General features: G+C 45.4%; 11 protein-coding genes and 1 pseudogene. 7 read left to right on the forward strand and 5 right to left on the reverse strand.

Translation table 11 applies throughout. The features are described 5' to 3' along the window. Positions 1–442 (forward strand): annotated as a pseudogene (locus AB4154_RS04445) (hypothetical protein); the annotation flags it as partial. Continuing rightward, positions 363–1,145, forward strand: coding sequence for a hypothetical protein (locus AB4154_RS04450; protein WP_102321035.1), 783 nt, complete (start codon positions 363–365; stop codon positions 1,143–1,145). The pseudogene AB4154_RS04445 and the gene AB4154_RS04450, both read left to right, overlap by 80 nt. A gap of 155 nt (positions 1,146–1,300) precedes the next feature. Here AB4154_RS04450 and AB4154_RS04455 read toward each other — a convergent pair whose 3' ends face one another. The 3 genes from AB4154_RS04455 to AB4154_RS04465 all read right to left on the reverse strand — a co-directional run bounded on the left by AB4154_RS04455 (position 1,301) and on the right by AB4154_RS04465 (position 7,509). Then, entirely contained in the window at positions 1,301–1,795 is a 495-nt protein-coding gene (locus AB4154_RS04455; protein WP_372122325.1) for an outer membrane beta-barrel protein, read from the reverse strand. Between the two features lie 143 nt (positions 1,796–1,938). Beyond that, a complete protein-coding gene (gene hrpA, locus AB4154_RS04460) occupies positions 1,939–5,982 on the reverse strand; it encodes an ATP-dependent RNA helicase HrpA (protein ID WP_372122327.1) in 4,044 nt (1,347 codons plus the stop codon). A 198-nt stretch (positions 5,983–6,180) separates the two neighbouring features. Beyond that, complete coding sequence (locus AB4154_RS04465; RefSeq protein ID WP_372122329.1) at positions 6,181–7,509, reverse strand: MipA/OmpV family protein; 1,329 nt, start codon at positions 7,507–7,509, stop codon at positions 6,181–6,183. 81 nt (positions 7,510–7,590) lie between these two features. Between AB4154_RS04465 and AB4154_RS04470 the strand changes: the two genes are divergently transcribed. The 3 genes from AB4154_RS04470 to AB4154_RS04480 all read left to right on the forward strand — a co-directional run bounded on the left by AB4154_RS04470 (position 7,591) and on the right by AB4154_RS04480 (position 10,794). Beyond that, the gene (locus tag AB4154_RS04470; RefSeq protein ID WP_372122331.1) at positions 7,591–8,121 is read left to right on the forward strand and encodes a hypothetical protein; all 531 of its coding nucleotides are present in this window, start codon (positions 7,591–7,593) and stop codon (positions 8,119–8,121) included. Positions 8,122–8,145: 24 nt separating this feature from the next. Continuing rightward, positions 8,146–10,173, forward strand: a complete 2,028-nt coding sequence (locus tag AB4154_RS04475; protein ID WP_372122333.1) for an alkaline phosphatase family protein — start codon at positions 8,146–8,148, stop codon at positions 10,171–10,173. A gap of 171 nt (positions 10,174–10,344) precedes the next feature. Then, positions 10,345–10,794 carry a TerB family tellurite resistance protein gene (locus tag AB4154_RS04480; RefSeq protein WP_017060439.1) on the forward strand — a complete coding sequence of 150 codons (450 nt, stop codon included), beginning with the start codon at positions 10,345–10,347 and terminating at the stop codon, positions 10,792–10,794. Positions 10,795–10,916: 122 nt separating this feature from the next. On the opposite strand, the gene AB4154_RS04485 is transcribed toward AB4154_RS04480, so the two are convergent. After that, positions 10,917–11,447 carry a 3'-5' exonuclease gene (locus tag AB4154_RS04485; protein WP_017068784.1) on the reverse strand — a complete coding sequence of 177 codons (531 nt, stop codon included), beginning with the start codon at positions 11,445–11,447 and terminating at the stop codon, positions 10,917–10,919. Positions 11,448–11,534: 87 nt separating this feature from the next. Then, entirely contained in the window at positions 11,535–13,073 is a 1,539-nt protein-coding gene (locus AB4154_RS04490; protein WP_372122335.1) for a diguanylate cyclase domain-containing protein, read from the reverse strand. A 348-nt stretch (positions 13,074–13,421) separates the two neighbouring features. On the opposite strand from AB4154_RS04490, the gene AB4154_RS04495 reads away from it, so the two are divergent. Both AB4154_RS04495 and AB4154_RS04500 read left to right on the forward strand, forming a co-directional pair. Beyond that, positions 13,422–14,054 carry a DUF2760 domain-containing protein gene (locus tag AB4154_RS04495; protein ID WP_372122337.1) on the forward strand — a complete coding sequence of 211 codons (633 nt, stop codon included), beginning with the start codon at positions 13,422–13,424 and terminating at the stop codon, positions 14,052–14,054. Further along, the gene (locus tag AB4154_RS04500; RefSeq protein ID WP_372122339.1) at positions 14,054–16,036 is read left to right on the forward strand and encodes an Hsp70 family protein; all 1,983 of its coding nucleotides are present in this window, start codon (positions 14,054–14,056) and stop codon (positions 16,034–16,036) included. The genes AB4154_RS04495 and AB4154_RS04500 overlap by 1 nt, the downstream gene beginning before the upstream one ends. Positions 16,037–16,079: the final 43 nt, after the last annotated feature.

Here is a 16,079-nt window from a genome sequence, read left to right on the forward strand (position 1 = left end):
TGCACCTGCACCTGCACCTAAGTTTCAGCCTGCTCCGGCACCAATGCAACACATGCAGCAGGCCCCTCGCCCACAAGGTCGAGGCTCAATGAACAGCAACACCGTCTCTACTCATGATCTCAACGAAGAAGAGATACCATCATGGGCAGAACGTGCGTTTAAATTCTCCGGTTTGACCGGTGACCATAGTTTAGTATGGAAGAAATTTGTCCTCTGGTATAAAGCCAAAGCCAATGAATTAATGCCATTATCTCGGATTGAATCCAAGCTGCAGTACTGGCTAGTTAACGAGAAGCAAAATGAAAGACAACAACAGCAGAAGACCGCTCAATATTCAGGAAATGCAGGACAAGCTCAAGGAAATGGGTATAGACAAAAGCTTAGCCCATCTGAACGCTTCAGGCAGCAGCTCATTCAAAAAGGCAAAAAGCCAACCTTCTGAGCCAGCTCAACCTGTTGTACCTGACGCTACAGGTCCATTAGTACCTGAAGTGATTGAAGCGCAAAGTACCGAAGTGAAAGTAGCGGCTGCACAAGCTGCGGATTCTGGTGCGTCTCAACAAGTACCTGTTGTTGATCAAGATCCTGCAGAGCTGGAACTAACCGATTGGTGTATTCACGTGTTCGGCTCTTTCTTGAGCGTGTACGAAACGCAGTGGGAATATCAGTACGGTAGTGAGCCAAGCGGTAAGTTCATTGAGTTTGCCAACTCTGTTGATTCAGACGGCCTTAACCGCGTTTTAATGCACTGCCACGAACGTATTCAGCTTGGCAACAGCTGGCCGCCGCAAATGGGTGAGCTGTGGATCCTGAAAGATTCTTTGACTGAAGAAGAGTTGTTGGATAGCCGTATTCGAGTGTTGTCACGCTCTGCAGATAATAAGATTGAGCAATGGTTAATCCAGAATAAACTGTACGATTTAAAGCGTACGGCTGAAAACAAACTCGATGGCCTGTTCAAGAAGTATTACTTGGAAGCGAAACGTTTAGATGAGAAAGGCATGCTTGAAACTGAGTTACCAGAATTCCTTCTTGCCGCTAACTCTGTAAAGAACCTGAACGATTTAAAACGTGAAGAGTACGAAAGTAAACACGGTAAAGCGATTAACCCAAGAATTCAGCGTATTCTGAACAGTAAAAAATAACCATCCGCTTGCTATCTGTTATAAGAAAACAGAGTAGCGATTACACGGTTAACAGATACAAAAATGCCAGCTATCAAGCTGGCATTTTTTACGAATTCTTACGAACTCTACAAATATCCGTGACCAACGGTACGTCCGTCACTGACTGCAAGTAATTACAGTAGGTGGATAGTTGCGTTTAGCGTGAATACGCCAGAGTCGTCATCTTTCATTTTGAAGTTTTGGTAGCTAGCGCCTACAGATAGTGGACCAAAGATGAAGTATTCAGCGCCTACAGCGTACATGATATCAACGTCGTCTTGCTTGAAGTTATCGCCTTTCACTTCGTATGAGTGAAGACCACCCTTCGCGTATACGTGAAGAGGACCGAAGTCGATGCTTGGTTTGATCGCTAGGTAAGCAGTGCTTACGTCAACACCTTGTTTATCACGGTTGCCGTAGCTAACGTTGTCGAAAGAACCTAGATCCCAGTAACCCGCTTCAACACCGATTAGTGGAAGGATACCTGTACCTACGTGGATGCCCACCGCGTTTTCATCTTCACCAGCGAATGAGTTTTGACCACCCATTACACCGCCGTACAACCAAGAATCAGCCATTGCTGTTGAAGATGCACCTAGTAGTGCTAGTGCCAATAACGTTTTTTTCATATTCGACCTTTTTCGTCCTAGTGGCAGGCCTTGAGTGGTAATAAATTGCCACCAAGTCGCCCTGTATGTAATAACTATTCAATTAGTAATGCAATAAGCAAGATTTATACCCAAACCTTGCTATTGCGTCTAGCTTTATTCCTTTAGCAAGCATCAATCGCGTTTTTAACACGCTTATCTGATACTGGGTAAGGCGTACCGAGCTGCTGTGCGAAGAAGCTTACACGAAGCTCTTCTATCATCCAACGCACCTCTTTTACATTTTCTGGAACCGCGATCCCTTTTGGAATTTTATTCAGCAGTTCTTTGTAATCATTCATTACTGACTCAACTTTGATCATGTGAAGACGATCTTTGTTCGGGTCAATTGGCAGTTTTTCCATGCGGCGTTCAATCGCTCTCATATAGCGTAGAATATCCGGCAAGCGTTTCCACCCACATTCTGTGGCAAAACCCTTAAAAATCAAACCTTCTACTTGAGCTTTTATGTCAGAAAGTGCGAATGCCATAGAAAGATCCACGCGTCCTTTCAGCTTTTTACTGATGCTGAATGCCGTGGTTAGGATGGTTTCAACCTGTTGAGCAATCTCTACTACGGTATCACCCAGCTCTGCACGTACGTGTTCTTTCATAGCTTCAAACTGCTCTGGTTCCCAAACCAAACCGCCCTTCTCTTCAATCAGCTTATCAATACCACAAGCGATACAGTCATCGATAAGATCGAGTACCTGTCCGTATGGGTTGAAGTACAAGCCAAGTTTCGATTTGTTCGGCAGGTTCGAGTGCAAGTATTTGATCGGTGATGGCACGTTCAACAAGATTAAACGACGCTGACCCGATTTCATTGCCGAGATTTGCTCTTGCTCGGTTTCGAACAGTTTGATCTCTACGCTGTCTTTGGTATCCACCAGCGCAGGGAAGGCTTTAACATCGTAGCCACCACGTTTCTGTTGGTAGACTTTTGGTAATTCACCAAAGCTCCACGTGTGCAGGTTCTGCTGCTCGATATCGTCGTCTGCCACTTTAGAAAGCGTTTCTTGAACCTTGTCTTTCAGGCTCTCTTTCAACTCATGCAGATCTTTCTGTTCTTTCAGCTTACGCTTGCGATGATCTACAGCGCGGAATGTTACCTTTAAGTGCTCTGGAATCTGGTCTAACTTCCAGTCATCACGTACCACTTCCACACCCGTCATGCGGCGTAGCTCTTTCTCAAGAGAATCCAGTAACGGTGCTTCAAGCGGTGTCACACGTGCCAAGAATGCATCTGCGTAGTTTGGCGCAGGTACAAAGTTACGGCGTAGCGTTTTAGGTAACGACTTAATCAAGCTAATTACTAGCTCTTGACGTAGACCCGGGATCTGCCAATCAAAACCGTTCTGGTCGATCTGGTTCAAGATAGGCAGCGGAATGTGTACCGTTACACCATCGTTATCGTCGCCCGGCTCAAATTGGTAACTCAGCTTGAGCTTGATACCGTTTTGGTGCCAGAAGTTCGGGTAATCCAGATCGGTAACGTGGCTAGCATCACCGCGGAACAGCATCGATTTTTCAAAGTTAAGCAGCTCAGGGGTTTTCTGACTGGTCTTCTTCCACCATGTATCAAAGTGACGGCCAGAAACCGCCTCTTCACCAACACGCTGGTCATAGAAATCGAACAGTTCATCATCGTCGATCAAGATGTCACGACGACGCGATTTATGCTCTAGCTCTTCGACTTCTTGTAGAAGCTTACGGTTCTGCTTGAAGAAAGCGTGTTTGGTTTCCCACTCACCTTCTACTAATGCACTACGTACAAACAACTCACGGCTGACGGTGGCATCAATCGCGCCGTAGTTCACAAGGCGCTTAGGTACGATTGGGATTCCGTAAAGCATCACTTTTTCGTGTGCCATTACCGCTGCTTGTTTCTTCGACCAATGTGGTTCGCTGTAACTGCGTTTAATCAGGTGTTTCGCTAGCGGTTCAATCCATTCCGGTTGAATCTTCGCGATAACGCGCCCCCAAAGTTTTGAGGTTTCTACCAGCTCCGCAGACATGATCCACTTAGGCTGTTTCTTAAATAAGCCAGACGCAGGGAAGATATGGAAGCGTGCATTACGTGCACCTTGATACTCATTCTTCTCTTGATCTTTCATACCGATGTGCGAAAGCAGACCTGATAGCAGTGACATGTGAATGCCATCGTAGCTGCCCGGTTCTGTATTCAACTTAGTATCCAGTTCACGCATTGCTTGGTGAATTTGGAAGTACACATCTTGCCATTCACGGATACGTAAATAGTTGAGGTAATCTTGCTTACACTGTTTGCGGAACTGGTTACTCGACAATGCTTTTTGCTGCTGCTTGATGTAATCCCATAAGTTCACAAACGTGATGAAGTCAGACTCTTTATCGAAGAAACGCTTGTGTTTGTCATCAGACGATTGTTGCTTATCTGATGGACGCTCACGCGGATCTTGAATCGACAACGCAGACGCGATCACCATCACTTCGTGTAGGCATCGGTTACGTGGCGCTTCAATTACCATACGCGCTAAACGTGGATCGATAGGCAGTTTTGCCAGCTTACGACCAATCGCGGTTAGCTTCTTCTTGTCGTCGCCGTGGTTCTTGTTTTTGTTCGCTGGCGGTTCAACGGTGGCGATCGCACCAAGCTCTTCAAGCAGCCTTACACCGTCTTGAATGTTGCGCTTATCGGGCGCTTCAACAAATGGGAACGCTTGAATATCGCCTAGGCCTAGCGCTGTCATCTGAAGGATAACCGATGCTAGGTTAGTACGAAGAATCTCTGGGTCAGTAAACTCTGGGCGTGACTCGAAATCTTCCTCAGAGTACAAACGAATACAGATACCTTCTGCAACACGACCACAACGACCTTTACGCTGGTTTGCACTCGCTTGAGACACTGGCTCAATCGGTAGACGTTGTACTTTAGTACGGTAGCTGTAGCGGCTGATACGCGCCGTACCCGGGTCGATAACATACTTGATGCCCGGTACGGTTAACGAGGTTTCTGCCACGTTGGTTGCCAGAACGATGCGTCGACCAGTATGAGACTGGAAGATACGGTTCTGCTCACCCGCCGATAGACGCGCGTAAAGCGGGACAATTTCGGTATCACGAAGGTTGCGTTTACTTAATGCATCTGCGGTATCACGAATTTCTCGCTCACCGTTCATGAAGATCAAGATATCGCCAAGGCCTTCATCACACAGCTCATCAACGGCTTCAAAGATGCCTTCGATTTGGTCGCGGTCTGAATCACTTTCATCACCACCTAATGGGCGGTAACGCGTATCAACTGGGTAAGTACGACCAGACACTTCAATGATCGGTGCATTGTTAAAGTGCTTAGAGAAACGCTCTGGATCGATGGTTGCCGACGTGATGATCACTTTCAGATCAGGACGCTTTGGCAGTAACTCTTTCAGGTAACCCATGATGAAATCGATGTTCAGGCTACGTTCGTGCGCTTCATCGATAATGATGGTGTCGTACTGATTTAAGAAACGGTCGTGTTGAATCTCCGCCAGTAGAATACCGTCGGTCATCAGTTTGATTTGGGTATTGTCAGAAATCTGGTCGTTGAATCGAACCTTATAACCAACGAACTCACCCAGCTGTGTTTCCATCTCTTCAGCAATACGGTTCGCAACCGAACGCGCCGCAAGACGACGGGGCTGAGTGTGACCAATTAAGCCAAAGCGGCCGCGGCCAAGCTCAGAACAGATTTTTGGTAGCTGAGTGGTTTTACCCGAACCCGTTTCACCCGCCACGATAACCACTTGGTTTTCAGCGATGGCTTTCGCGATGTCTTCGCGCTTTTGGCTAACCGGTAGAATTTCTGGGTATTCAATCGTTGGTTTCTGTGCCGCACGCTGAGTTGCCGTCATCATCGACTTAGCAATGTCTAACGCAATCTCATCAAAGACAGCGTGCTTAGCTTGTTCGTTCTTAATTTTACTCGCACCAGCAATTCGCTTATTCAAACGGAAGCGATCGCGCATCATACATTCGTTGAGCGCTTTACGAAGAGAGGCTGGGCTATTCTGAGATGATTTGTTGTTTGTCGCTGATTGTTCAGCAGATTTTTTCGATGCAGCTTGGTTTGGTTTCGCTTTGCTCTGTGAAGAACTTGGCTGTGCTGCATTCTTGTTGTTATCTGCTTTTTCCGGAGACGAAGTCAAAGCGTGTCCTATTCTTGTACTTATTAAACTCGCGCGATTATATCACAAGTCTCAAACAAAAAAGCCTGACAGCAAAGGGAAAACCTTTAGCTATCAGGCTGATTAATCTCGCTAACACTCGCAGGAGCTATGAAAGCGCGGTCAAATGTAATTCGTACTTAGTCAACTCTGGTTTAAAGCTAACGTTAAAAACTGCGCTTAAAACTCATATTGGAAGTAGACCGTGTTGTAGTTACTGCCGCCTTTGATACGACCATACTGAGAGGATTTTTCAAAGATCGCAGAACGATGATGCAATGAATAACCGAACCATAAGTTGTTCAAGTCATTCTTACCAATCAAGTCGCCAACGTTGACATCGAATGAGAAGTCTAAGTAGTTCAATAGATGGCTTGCGGTGTAACCTTTACGGTCCATCTCAGAGCCTTCGATATAGGTAATCGAATCGATGTAAGACATACCTTCTGCCACACCAACACGCCACTGAGTTGGCCAATCAAAGGTGTAGTACGCCTTGATTGCGATAATGTATTCGGTGCTGCTCGATTGAACGTCTGAACTCCAGTGGTGCGCAATACCTGGGGTTAAATAGATATCCAGTGGCAAACCGAAGATCTCATCGGTTAACGGGTGTCCATAGAAGAACGAGGTCAACTGGTTGTTGTATTCGTCTTTCTCTCGATTGAACTTCATGATGTCGCCAATATTGGATGGCGTTCCCCAGCCGTGTGCGACACGTAAGTACGGCGCATTGCTCAGTTTAGGTTTTGGCGCTTTCTCTTTGTCGTTAAAGAAACCAAAGCCAAGGTACAATTCCCCCTGATAACGGTCTTCAACAATCGAAGAATCGTAAGCGTTATCGTCCAATCGAGTCACACTGGTTGAACCCAATAAGTACAAGTTAGAAACCACATGGTAACGCGTTTCAACACCAACATTTAAGTCAACACCAGCACCAATGGTTTCATTAGATGCGGAGTAATACTCACTGTTGAAATCAGCACTTTTATAACGCAGCGTCGCGCTCGGGTAAAACTCCCAATCTCCAGTTTCATACTTGGCTTTAGCTCGTAAGTTACCGTGGAAGTTGTATTCACTGTCGCTCATGATCTCGGTTTCGACAGACCAAGAATCATCAAGTTGGTAGGTCAGTTGAGCACCAAAGTCCGCCGTATCGCCTTCAATCGCGTTCTGCTCAGATGCAGGAATATCAATAAAGCGCATGCGAGAGATAGCATTGAAAGACCACTTCTCATCGTCAGTTTGATAGAGGTATGCCCCCATCTCAGTACCGTCAATAAACACATAATCGTTCTTGAAAAACAGCATCGGTACGAATGAGCTAACCGATTGGTCGCCACCAGACGTGTCATAAGGGATGCTTGCTGTACGGAACATTGCAGCGATGCCCCACTCTTGCTCTTCAGCGGCCCACGCATTAGCACTTACGAAAATGCCACTTAGGAAAGCGCTACCTAGTAAAACCAATCCAGATGAAGGAAGAGTCGGTAAATATTTGAGCTTCATTCTTGTGTAATTACTCTTTGAAAAAAATATTGTTTTACTGATTAGACATTTATTAACCATGACGGCTAACTATTTTTAGGTTTGCTCGGCATTGACCGTTACAATGTAGAATATTCTCGGTTAAATGAAAGTATTGTGAAAGTCTCCGAATTACAAAACATTATAGATCACTTACCCAAAGATTCCGATCCAGATATTGTTATGGGTGAGGCGTGGTTGCCTGAGCGTTTGGTGGATACCAACCTAGACGGTGACATGCTATTTCTTGAATTCGATAATGCCCCTGAAGACAATCAAGGGGATGAAGAAGGCCGTGGCTTTGTTGAGCACGAGATTGCTATGATTCGAGAAAAGCTCGAACTGTTATTAGACGAGCCTTCCGATACCAAGACCAAAGCCGATGCCCTTTTGGCAATATTTCTAATGGGCCATGAACTTTCTAGCTCAGAAGTTATCGAAGTTCTTGAATCAACAGAATCTGAAATGGCAGAGCCTGAGATTGCAGAGTTTAAAACAACAGAATCTGACTCAGTAGAACTTGAAGCATTAACGCTTGAAACCACAAAGCCAGACACAAATAAGATCGAAACAAAAGAACACCACGACGACTAGCCACCAACGATTTTAGGTACCGTATTGAAACCCTCTACGACATCATCTCTTCCCCTGTTACTCGCCGGACCCATTTTAAGAAAAACCACCGCGACTGAAGTGGTACTTTGGTTAGCCACCAGCTCGCCTCTTACAGGCAGAGCCGAGCTTCATACTCAAGAAATAGACGATTCTGAAGCAGCACAAGACCAGCCGTTTTATACCTCATCGCTTGAAGAACATGATTCGATTCAAATCGGTACACATGCGTGGATAACGCTAATTCGCTTACAAGGTGAGTTTCCGGCTAATACGCTGCTTGAATATGACATTCACACAGAGTCAGGTTCACTAAAAGAGCTCGCCCCTCACCTTGTTTACAACGGTAAATCTCGCGTTGAGTTTAAGATATCGACCTCAGCTGATTACATTCTTCATGGCTCTTGCCGCAACCCGCATCATCCAAGCAAAGACAGCCTAGTTGCAGCCGATAACAAGATGGCCGATCAAACCGTCGCTGAAAGACCCGACATGCTGATGATGAGCGGCGATCAGATCTACGCCGACCATGTGGCAGGCCCAACACTTGATGTTATTCAACAAGTGATTCACCTGCTTGGCCTTGTAGGCGAAAGCTTACCGACTGACTCGCAAATTAAACAAATCAACAACAGTGACGCTCTGTATAACAGTGAATACCACTTATACCAGCGTCATCACTATTTGCCGCACCACACAGCTTCAGAATCGATGATCGATAAGTTATTCCCGAACCGTGGCGTGCCGATTTTTAGCTCTACCGATTGTGAAAACCACTTGGTCACGCTGTCTGAGTTTATCGCGATGTACTTATTGGTTTGGTCTCCGACACTGTGGCAATGCGTCAATCGAGAGCGTTTAATTGAGAATAACTTCACTCAAGGTGGACGCCAATTAACACCGACTGAGCAGCAACAATGGCGTGATGAAAGCGTCATCATGGATGATTTCATTGCTGGCTTACCGCAAGTGCAACGTCTGTTCGCGCATATTCCAACGTACATGATCTTCGATGATCACGATGTGACGGATGATTGGAACCTTACCGTGGGTTGGGAGCATGCCGTCGACCAAAACCAGTTCGCGACCCAAGTCATTGGTAACGGCCTTGCGGCTTACTGGATGTGTCAAGGTTGGGGTAACAAACCGGAGAGCTTCGATGAAACGTTTATCGAGCAAGCAAAACAGCTTTTTGTCGCTCAACCGCTCATTACTAAACAACCGCGCATTAGTAAACAAACTCATAATGAAGCCGGCAATGCAGCGACTACTCACTCTATTGGCAACATCGAGCCAGACAAGCATCAAGCCTTTATTGAGATGCTGAGTCGCTTTGAAGAGTGGCATTACACAATAGATACCTCACCCAAAGTCATTGTGTTGGATACTCGTACGCGTCGTTGGCGTTCAGAGTCACGCATGAACAAGCCTTCAGGTTTAATGGACTGGGAAGCCTTGATTGAGTTTCAACATCAGTTAATGAATCAAGATAAAGTGGTGATCGTTTCTGCTGCACCGATGTTTGGCGTGAAGTTTATTGAAACACTGCAAAAGATGGCGACCACAATCGGCAAGCCATTAGTGATTGACGCTGAAAACTGGATGGCACATCCGGGCAGTGCTAATACGCTGATTAGCATCTTTACCCATACCAAAACACCGACCAACTTCGTGGTACTTTCTGGCGATGTTCACTACTCCTTCGCTTATGACATCAAGCTTAGGTATCGTCGCAACAGCCCGAACATCTATCAAATCACCTGCAGTGGTATTAAAAATCAGTTCCCTGCTCCGCTGCTTAAATTCTGCGATGTATGGGACCGCCTGTTATACAGCCCTCGCTCAGTTTTGAACTACTTCACTAAGCGTAAACGCTTGAAGATCGAAAAGCGAAGCCCTGACAATCAGACCTTCTATCGCCTTTCAAACCGCAGTGCGATTGGAGAATTGAGGCTAGACACTGATGGGAAACCGCAATCGATCACGACACTCAGTGGCGACGGTAAAATTACCCGTTTCCCAGAGCCCGATTGATAAAATGCTCCTTATCGCTCGCGTATCCGTAATGTCAGTTTTTAGTAAAGACGCTTGCGATCACACTCTGTAGACCCAATAGTTATGCTTATGCTTATGCTTATGCTTATGGTTATAGTTGATAGCTATCAGCGTTACGGAACTCGATACAAATTTTAACTGGAGCTCGTTATGTTCAATTCTCTCACATCAATGTTTAAACAATTGATTGAAGGCCAGGACCTAAGCAAAAACCAAGGCACATCACCTAATATCGCCATCGCGAGTTTGTTGTGTGAAGTCGCGGGTGCCGACCATCAGATCAATGAATCAGAAAGAGTCGCTAAGCTACAGCTTCTGCAGCGTTTGCTGGATTTAGATGAAGAACAAGCAAAGGTACTGCTCGCGCAAGCAGAGCCGAAAGTAGAGCAATCAGTATCGCTGTATGACTTTACATCGCAACTCAGAGACCTATCTCAGCCAGTGCGAATCGACTTAATCAAAGCGATGTGGGAAGTAGCGCATGCCGACGGGGAAATTGACCCTATCGAAGATTCTGTGATCCGTAAAACAGCAGAACTGCTCTACGTCGACCACTGTGACTTCATCAAGAGTAAGTTAAGTGTTTTAGGCGAAAATTAGTGCCTGAAATAATGAATTGGAAACTGAAATAAATAAAAGCGACGGGTTAAGAAACCGGTCGCTTTTTTGAATCGGTAAACTGAAAGCTGACTAAACAGGGCTGAGAGGAGCTAAAAATTTAGCTACAACATAGTTAATGTGAGTTTCGCAAGATTATAAGCATCGACATAACCCGAGTGCTGACGACCTTCCCACTCAATATTTTTGGCTTCTTGAGCAGCGCGGTGACCAATGCGTTTGTCTTTCAAGCGATTCTGAACACGGTAAAGCGTTGCGATGTTTAAGAACTCGCTAAACGGAGGCTCGATGCCTTTTTCAATACACTCTTTGTGTAAGATAAGGTCGTCACGTCCCCACGCTGCGTAGATTTTTTTGGGACCACCAAAGTTCTTAATCATCGACTTGATGACAGACTCTAATGGGCGACCCTGCTTTTCGATTTTACGAGGTGTAATGCCCGTTAACTCGGCACAGAATAGAGAGACTTCGTCTTTCTCTGGCTTAACGTAGTATTGTGCTCGCTTCACGATAGTACCGGATGCTAGATCAATCTCAGCAAGACCAACTTCAATGATCTCTCCTGTTGTTCCCACACCGTCTTCGCTCCAACAGCACATTTCCAAATCGAAACACACAACTCGATTGTGATTCATACGTCGCCTAATTCTCTCGTCAAAAATTTTGTGAAATTGTACATGAGCCCAATACAGAACTCGACCCTAGTTGTATCAAGTGCTCATTTAGCCTGCAATTGTCACTCGATTTCGGCCATTCGACTTACTTTGATAGAGCATACTGTCTGTTTTTTGCAGAATCTCTTCCGTGTTTTCATTAGCGTAAATAGCAGCACCAATACTCAAAGTACAACTGAGCTGTCGACCTTTGTGCTCACAATGAGACTGGCTCACTGTTCTTAGAATACATTGTAAGTATCGTTCTAGGGCTTCATGGTTTGTAATACTAGAAATGATACAGAACTCATCTCCACCTATACGAAACAGGTTATCCCCCTCTTTCAAGCTCACTGAAATCAATTTAATTACATGAATGAGTAAAGCATCCCCTGCAGGGTGACCGAATTGGTCGTTAATGCCTTTGAACTTGTCGACATCAAATCCGATGAGACTTAAGGGTTCATTTCGCTGTATCGCTTTATCTAACATCTTATTGAAAGCACGTCGGTTATAAACCTCGGTCAGGCTGTCGTGGTTGGCTAGAAAACGAAGCTCTTCTGTTCTTTTATCAAGCATTTGATACAGGCGCTCTTTTTCTCGAATTTGCAGGTTCACAATATAAGCAAGCAGTAATGAGATAGTGGTACCAACTATGCCGATTCCCGCCAACACTAAGTAACCATTAAATGAAATACATGCATCTATCTTGAAGTCGATAATCCATTCACGGTTAGTTAATGTAATCGTCTTTGTAATGTGCTGCCCAGTTACCGCTTCATAACCATTGGTTTCGAACATTATCGGGGCATCTTCAGCTTCAAAACCCGTATCGGTAACACGAATATAGACATCCATGTCGCCGACAGTAGATGCCAGAAGTTTCTCAAAATAGTATGTGGTACGAACAACACCAATCACAACCCCTAACAAATTGTCCGTTTGACCATCAAACACAGGGTGGTAGACCAACATTCCGCTCTTAGGTGTGTTGCTGTCTAAACCGTCTTGCAACAGACGAACTTTGTCTGAAATATTCGCTTCACGTGTTTTTTTAATGTTATCAATGACCAGATTAAACCGCTCACGAGAAGAGTAAAAACCCAAAACACCGTTGTTCACTGGATCATTCGGATAAATATCTGTCGCGATAAATACGGGCTCGCCATCCAAGACATAACCATAAGTTTTTGGCCCATGTTTAGGGATAGTAAACATTCTATAGGATGGGTATTGAGCTTTCATTTTGGCGGTATGCTCGGCGATATCTTCTAGCGCTACTTTTTGCATCCACTGCAATCCGATCAGGCTTTTCGAACCGTTAATCGTTTGCTGAGCAAAACGATCAAATCGATCCCGACTATCGACATCATTAGAATAGAAAAAATTTGCACCGGAACCGATATAAGCGACATCGTTATCAATAAACGCTTTTAAACTGAGCGTTTGATGCTGAGCAAAGCTATCCAGATTCTCATTCAAAGACCTATTTTGATTCGCCGCAACCAAAACAAAACACAACACCGTCATCAAAAATGTGGCAAAAAAGACAACTAACGGCAAAGTTCGTTTCTTCAACCCTGTTATGGGGTCGGTAGTGTGCGGCATGTGGCTTCCAAATAGTCTCTAATGAGTTAAAAGTATATAACGGAAGGGAATCATGCTCCATTTCTGTTTAGTCTTAAAACTGACATAAAACGGGCATTGTTTACCTTGCCCTCACATCGACGACCAATATTCGACCGAATCTCGACTAAATTTCAAGCTAACACACCAAAAACCCACTTGATTAAAAACATTAAATACCACTCTTAAGCCTTGAATATGCTAGTATCCATCCATATTTATAGCTTGAAAGTGACCGTTTCGGCTTAGTGCCAATGAGTTTCTTTCCAACCTGTATATTCCTTTGAACCGACGAATATACCGTTAAATCAATTTTAAAGAGAAATCACTATGATCGTTGATTTGAACCTAATCCCACAAACGTTTGATATGCTTCACGCAGGCCTAACTGCATCAAGCGTTTTACTACTGTTAATTGCCGTTTCTCGTAAAACCAAAGTGGTTGAGAAAGTCGTAGAAAAACCAGTAGAAAAGATCGTTGAAGTTGAAAAGCCAGTTGAGAAAATTGTCGAAGTAGAGAAAGTTGTTGAAGTTGAACGTGTGATCGAAAAAGTAGTAGAAGTTGAATCTAAGCTGGCAACAGCACCAACAGATTCTGCAATGCAGCTACTGTCTATCATGCAGCAAGAAGCGCGCCTTATCGACTTCTTAAAAGAAGACCTAACGTCATTCTCTGATGAAGAAGTTGGCGCGGCAGCTCGTGTTATTCACACTGGCGGTCAAAAAGTATTAGCCGATTACGTAACGCTTTCTCACATCCGCACTGAAGATGAAGAAACACGTATCGCTATTGCTGAAGGTTTCAACCCTCAAGAAATTCGCCTAACTGGCAACGTAACGGGTAATGCGCCATTCAACGGCACACTGGTTCACAAAGGTTGGAAAGCAACTGACATGAACCTGCCTAAGCTTGCTGAAAACTACGATGCATCTGTAATTGCACCGGCAGAGGTAGAGCTATAATGGAACACCAAACTCAGCCATCATCGCACGAGTCTTCTTCTCAAGAACATACGCCGCAGATGCATTCACAAGAGCAAGCGCCTAAGTTCAGTGTTGGTATCGATTTAGGTACCACACACTGCGTTTTGTCTTTCATCGACACAACAAATGAAGACGCTCGCGTTGAGGTGATGTCAATCCCTCAATTGACGGCTCCAGGTACAGTAGAAACTCGCAGCCAACTTGGCTCGTTCCTATACCAGCCGCACGAACATGAAATGAATGCGGGATCTCGCGTTCTTCCTTGGTCTTCTGAGCCTAAAGCACTGGTTGGTGCTATTGCACGTAACCTTGGTTCGAAAACCCCTATCCGTTTGGTAGCAAGTGCAAAATCTTGGCTATGCCACGGTGGTGTTAACCGTCGTGATGCGTTCCTTCCTGCAGGCAGCCCTGAAGAAGTTGAAAAGGTATCTCCGCTTAAGACAACTGAGTTGTACCTTGAGCACCTTAAAGATGCTTGGAACCACGCTAACCCAGAACACAAACTGGCAGACCAAGATGTAACGATCACGGTTCCTGCTTCGTTTGATCCTGCGGCTCGTGACCTAACAGCAGAAGCTGCACGTAATGTTGGTTTCACTCACCTAACGCTTCTAGAAGAGCCACAAGCTGCTCTTTACAGCTGGATTGATAACAGCAACGACACATGGCGTGATGAAGTGAACGTTGGTGACATCGTTCTTGTTGTCGATATCGGTGGTGGTACGACTGACCTTTCGTTGGTTGAAGTAACACAAGATGAAGGCAATCTAAGTCTGAACCGTATCGCTGTAGGTGAGCATATCCTACTTGGCGGCGACAACATGGACTTAGCACTGGCTTACCGTCTGAAAATGAAACTGGCGCAAGAAGGCAAAGAACTGGCTCCTTGGCAGGTTCAAGCGATGACTCACGCATGTCGTGATGCGAAAGAAGCACTGCTAAACAATGCTGAACTGCAATCTATGCCTATCGTTGTTCCAAGCCGTGGTTCTAAACTGCTTGGCGCAACACTGAAAACAGAACTGACTCAGCAAGAAGTACAACAAACATTGGTTGATGGCTTCTTCCCGAAAGTAGCCGTGACTGAGCATCCAGTACAAAAGACACGTGGCGCACTGACTCAAATGGGTCTGCCTTACGCTCAAGACGCAGGTATCACTCGTCACATTGCCGCATTCCTTTCTAAGCAAGCGAACGCGCTTTCTGGAAATAGCGAAACGGCTCAGCAAGATTTCAACCCGTTTGCAAACATGCCCGGTATGCCCGGTACGCAAGGGTCAGAAGCGCCAGCGGCAGACTTCATCAAGCCAACAGCAATCCTGTTCAATGGTGGTGTTCTAAAATCGAACCTACTTGCTGATCGTCTTTCAGATACGATCAACGAATGGTTGATCAATGCTGACGAAGAGTTCGCAAAACAGCTTTCAGGTTTAGATTTAGACCTAGCGGTTGCAAGTGGCGCTTCATACTACGGCGCAGTTCGTCGTGGCCAAGGCGTTCGTATCCGCGGTGGTATCGCTTCTTCTTACTACGTAGGAATTGAAAGCGCGATGCCAGCTATCCCAGGTATGGCTCCTCCGATGGAAGCTTTGTGTGTTGCACCATTTGGTATGGAAGAAGGTTCAAGCGTACAAGTACCTAGCCAAGAATTCGGTCTAGTGATTGGTCAGCCAGTACACTTCCAGTTCTTCGGTTCAACCATTCGTCGTGAAGATGAAGCGGGTACGCACCTTGATCACTGGGCGCCTGAAGAGCTTGATGAGCTTCCTGAAATCCAAGTGACATTGCCGGTTTCTGAAGGCCGTCGCGAAGGTGAAGTGGTTCCTGTGACTTTGGCTTCTCGCGTTACTGAGCTAGGCACCTTACACCTAGAAGCGATTGCTACTGACAACGGTCAGAAGTGGCACGTTGAGTTCGATGTTCGTGAAGACTCGAATAACGACTCAAACGAACAAGCATAATGAATCAACGGCACCTTAGCGGGTGCCGTTACTTTATCAATGC

This window comes from Vibrio sp. 10N.286.51.B11 (assembly GCF_041469245.1).
GTDB classification, from domain to species: Bacteria; Pseudomonadota; Gammaproteobacteria; order Enterobacterales; family Vibrionaceae; genus Vibrio; species Vibrio crassostreae_C.

Coding starts and splice junctions, on each gene's coding strand:
- AB4154_RS04450 (WP_102321035.1), top strand. CDS start 363: ATGGGTATAGACAAAAGCTTAGCCCATCTGAACGCTTCAGGCAGCAGC.
- AB4154_RS04455 (WP_372122325.1), bottom strand. CDS start 1,795: ATGAAAAAAACGTTATTGGCACTAGCACTACTAGGTGCATCTTCAACA.
- AB4154_RS04465 (WP_372122329.1), bottom strand. CDS start 7,509: ATGAAGCTCAAATATTTACCGACTCTTCCTTCATCTGGATTGGTTTTA.
- AB4154_RS04480 (WP_017060439.1), top strand. CDS start 10,345: ATGTTCAATTCTCTCACATCAATGTTTAAACAATTGATTGAAGGCCAG.
- AB4154_RS04485 (WP_017068784.1), bottom strand. CDS start 11,447: ATGAATCACAATCGAGTTGTGTGTTTCGATTTGGAAATGTGCTGTTGG.
- AB4154_RS04490 (WP_372122335.1), bottom strand. CDS start 13,073: ATGCCGCACACTACCGACCCCATAACAGGGTTGAAGAAACGAACTTTG.
- AB4154_RS04495 (WP_372122337.1), top strand. CDS start 13,422: ATGATCGTTGATTTGAACCTAATCCCACAAACGTTTGATATGCTTCAC.
- AB4154_RS04500 (WP_372122339.1), top strand. CDS start 14,054: ATGGAACACCAAACTCAGCCATCATCGCACGAGTCTTCTTCTCAAGAA.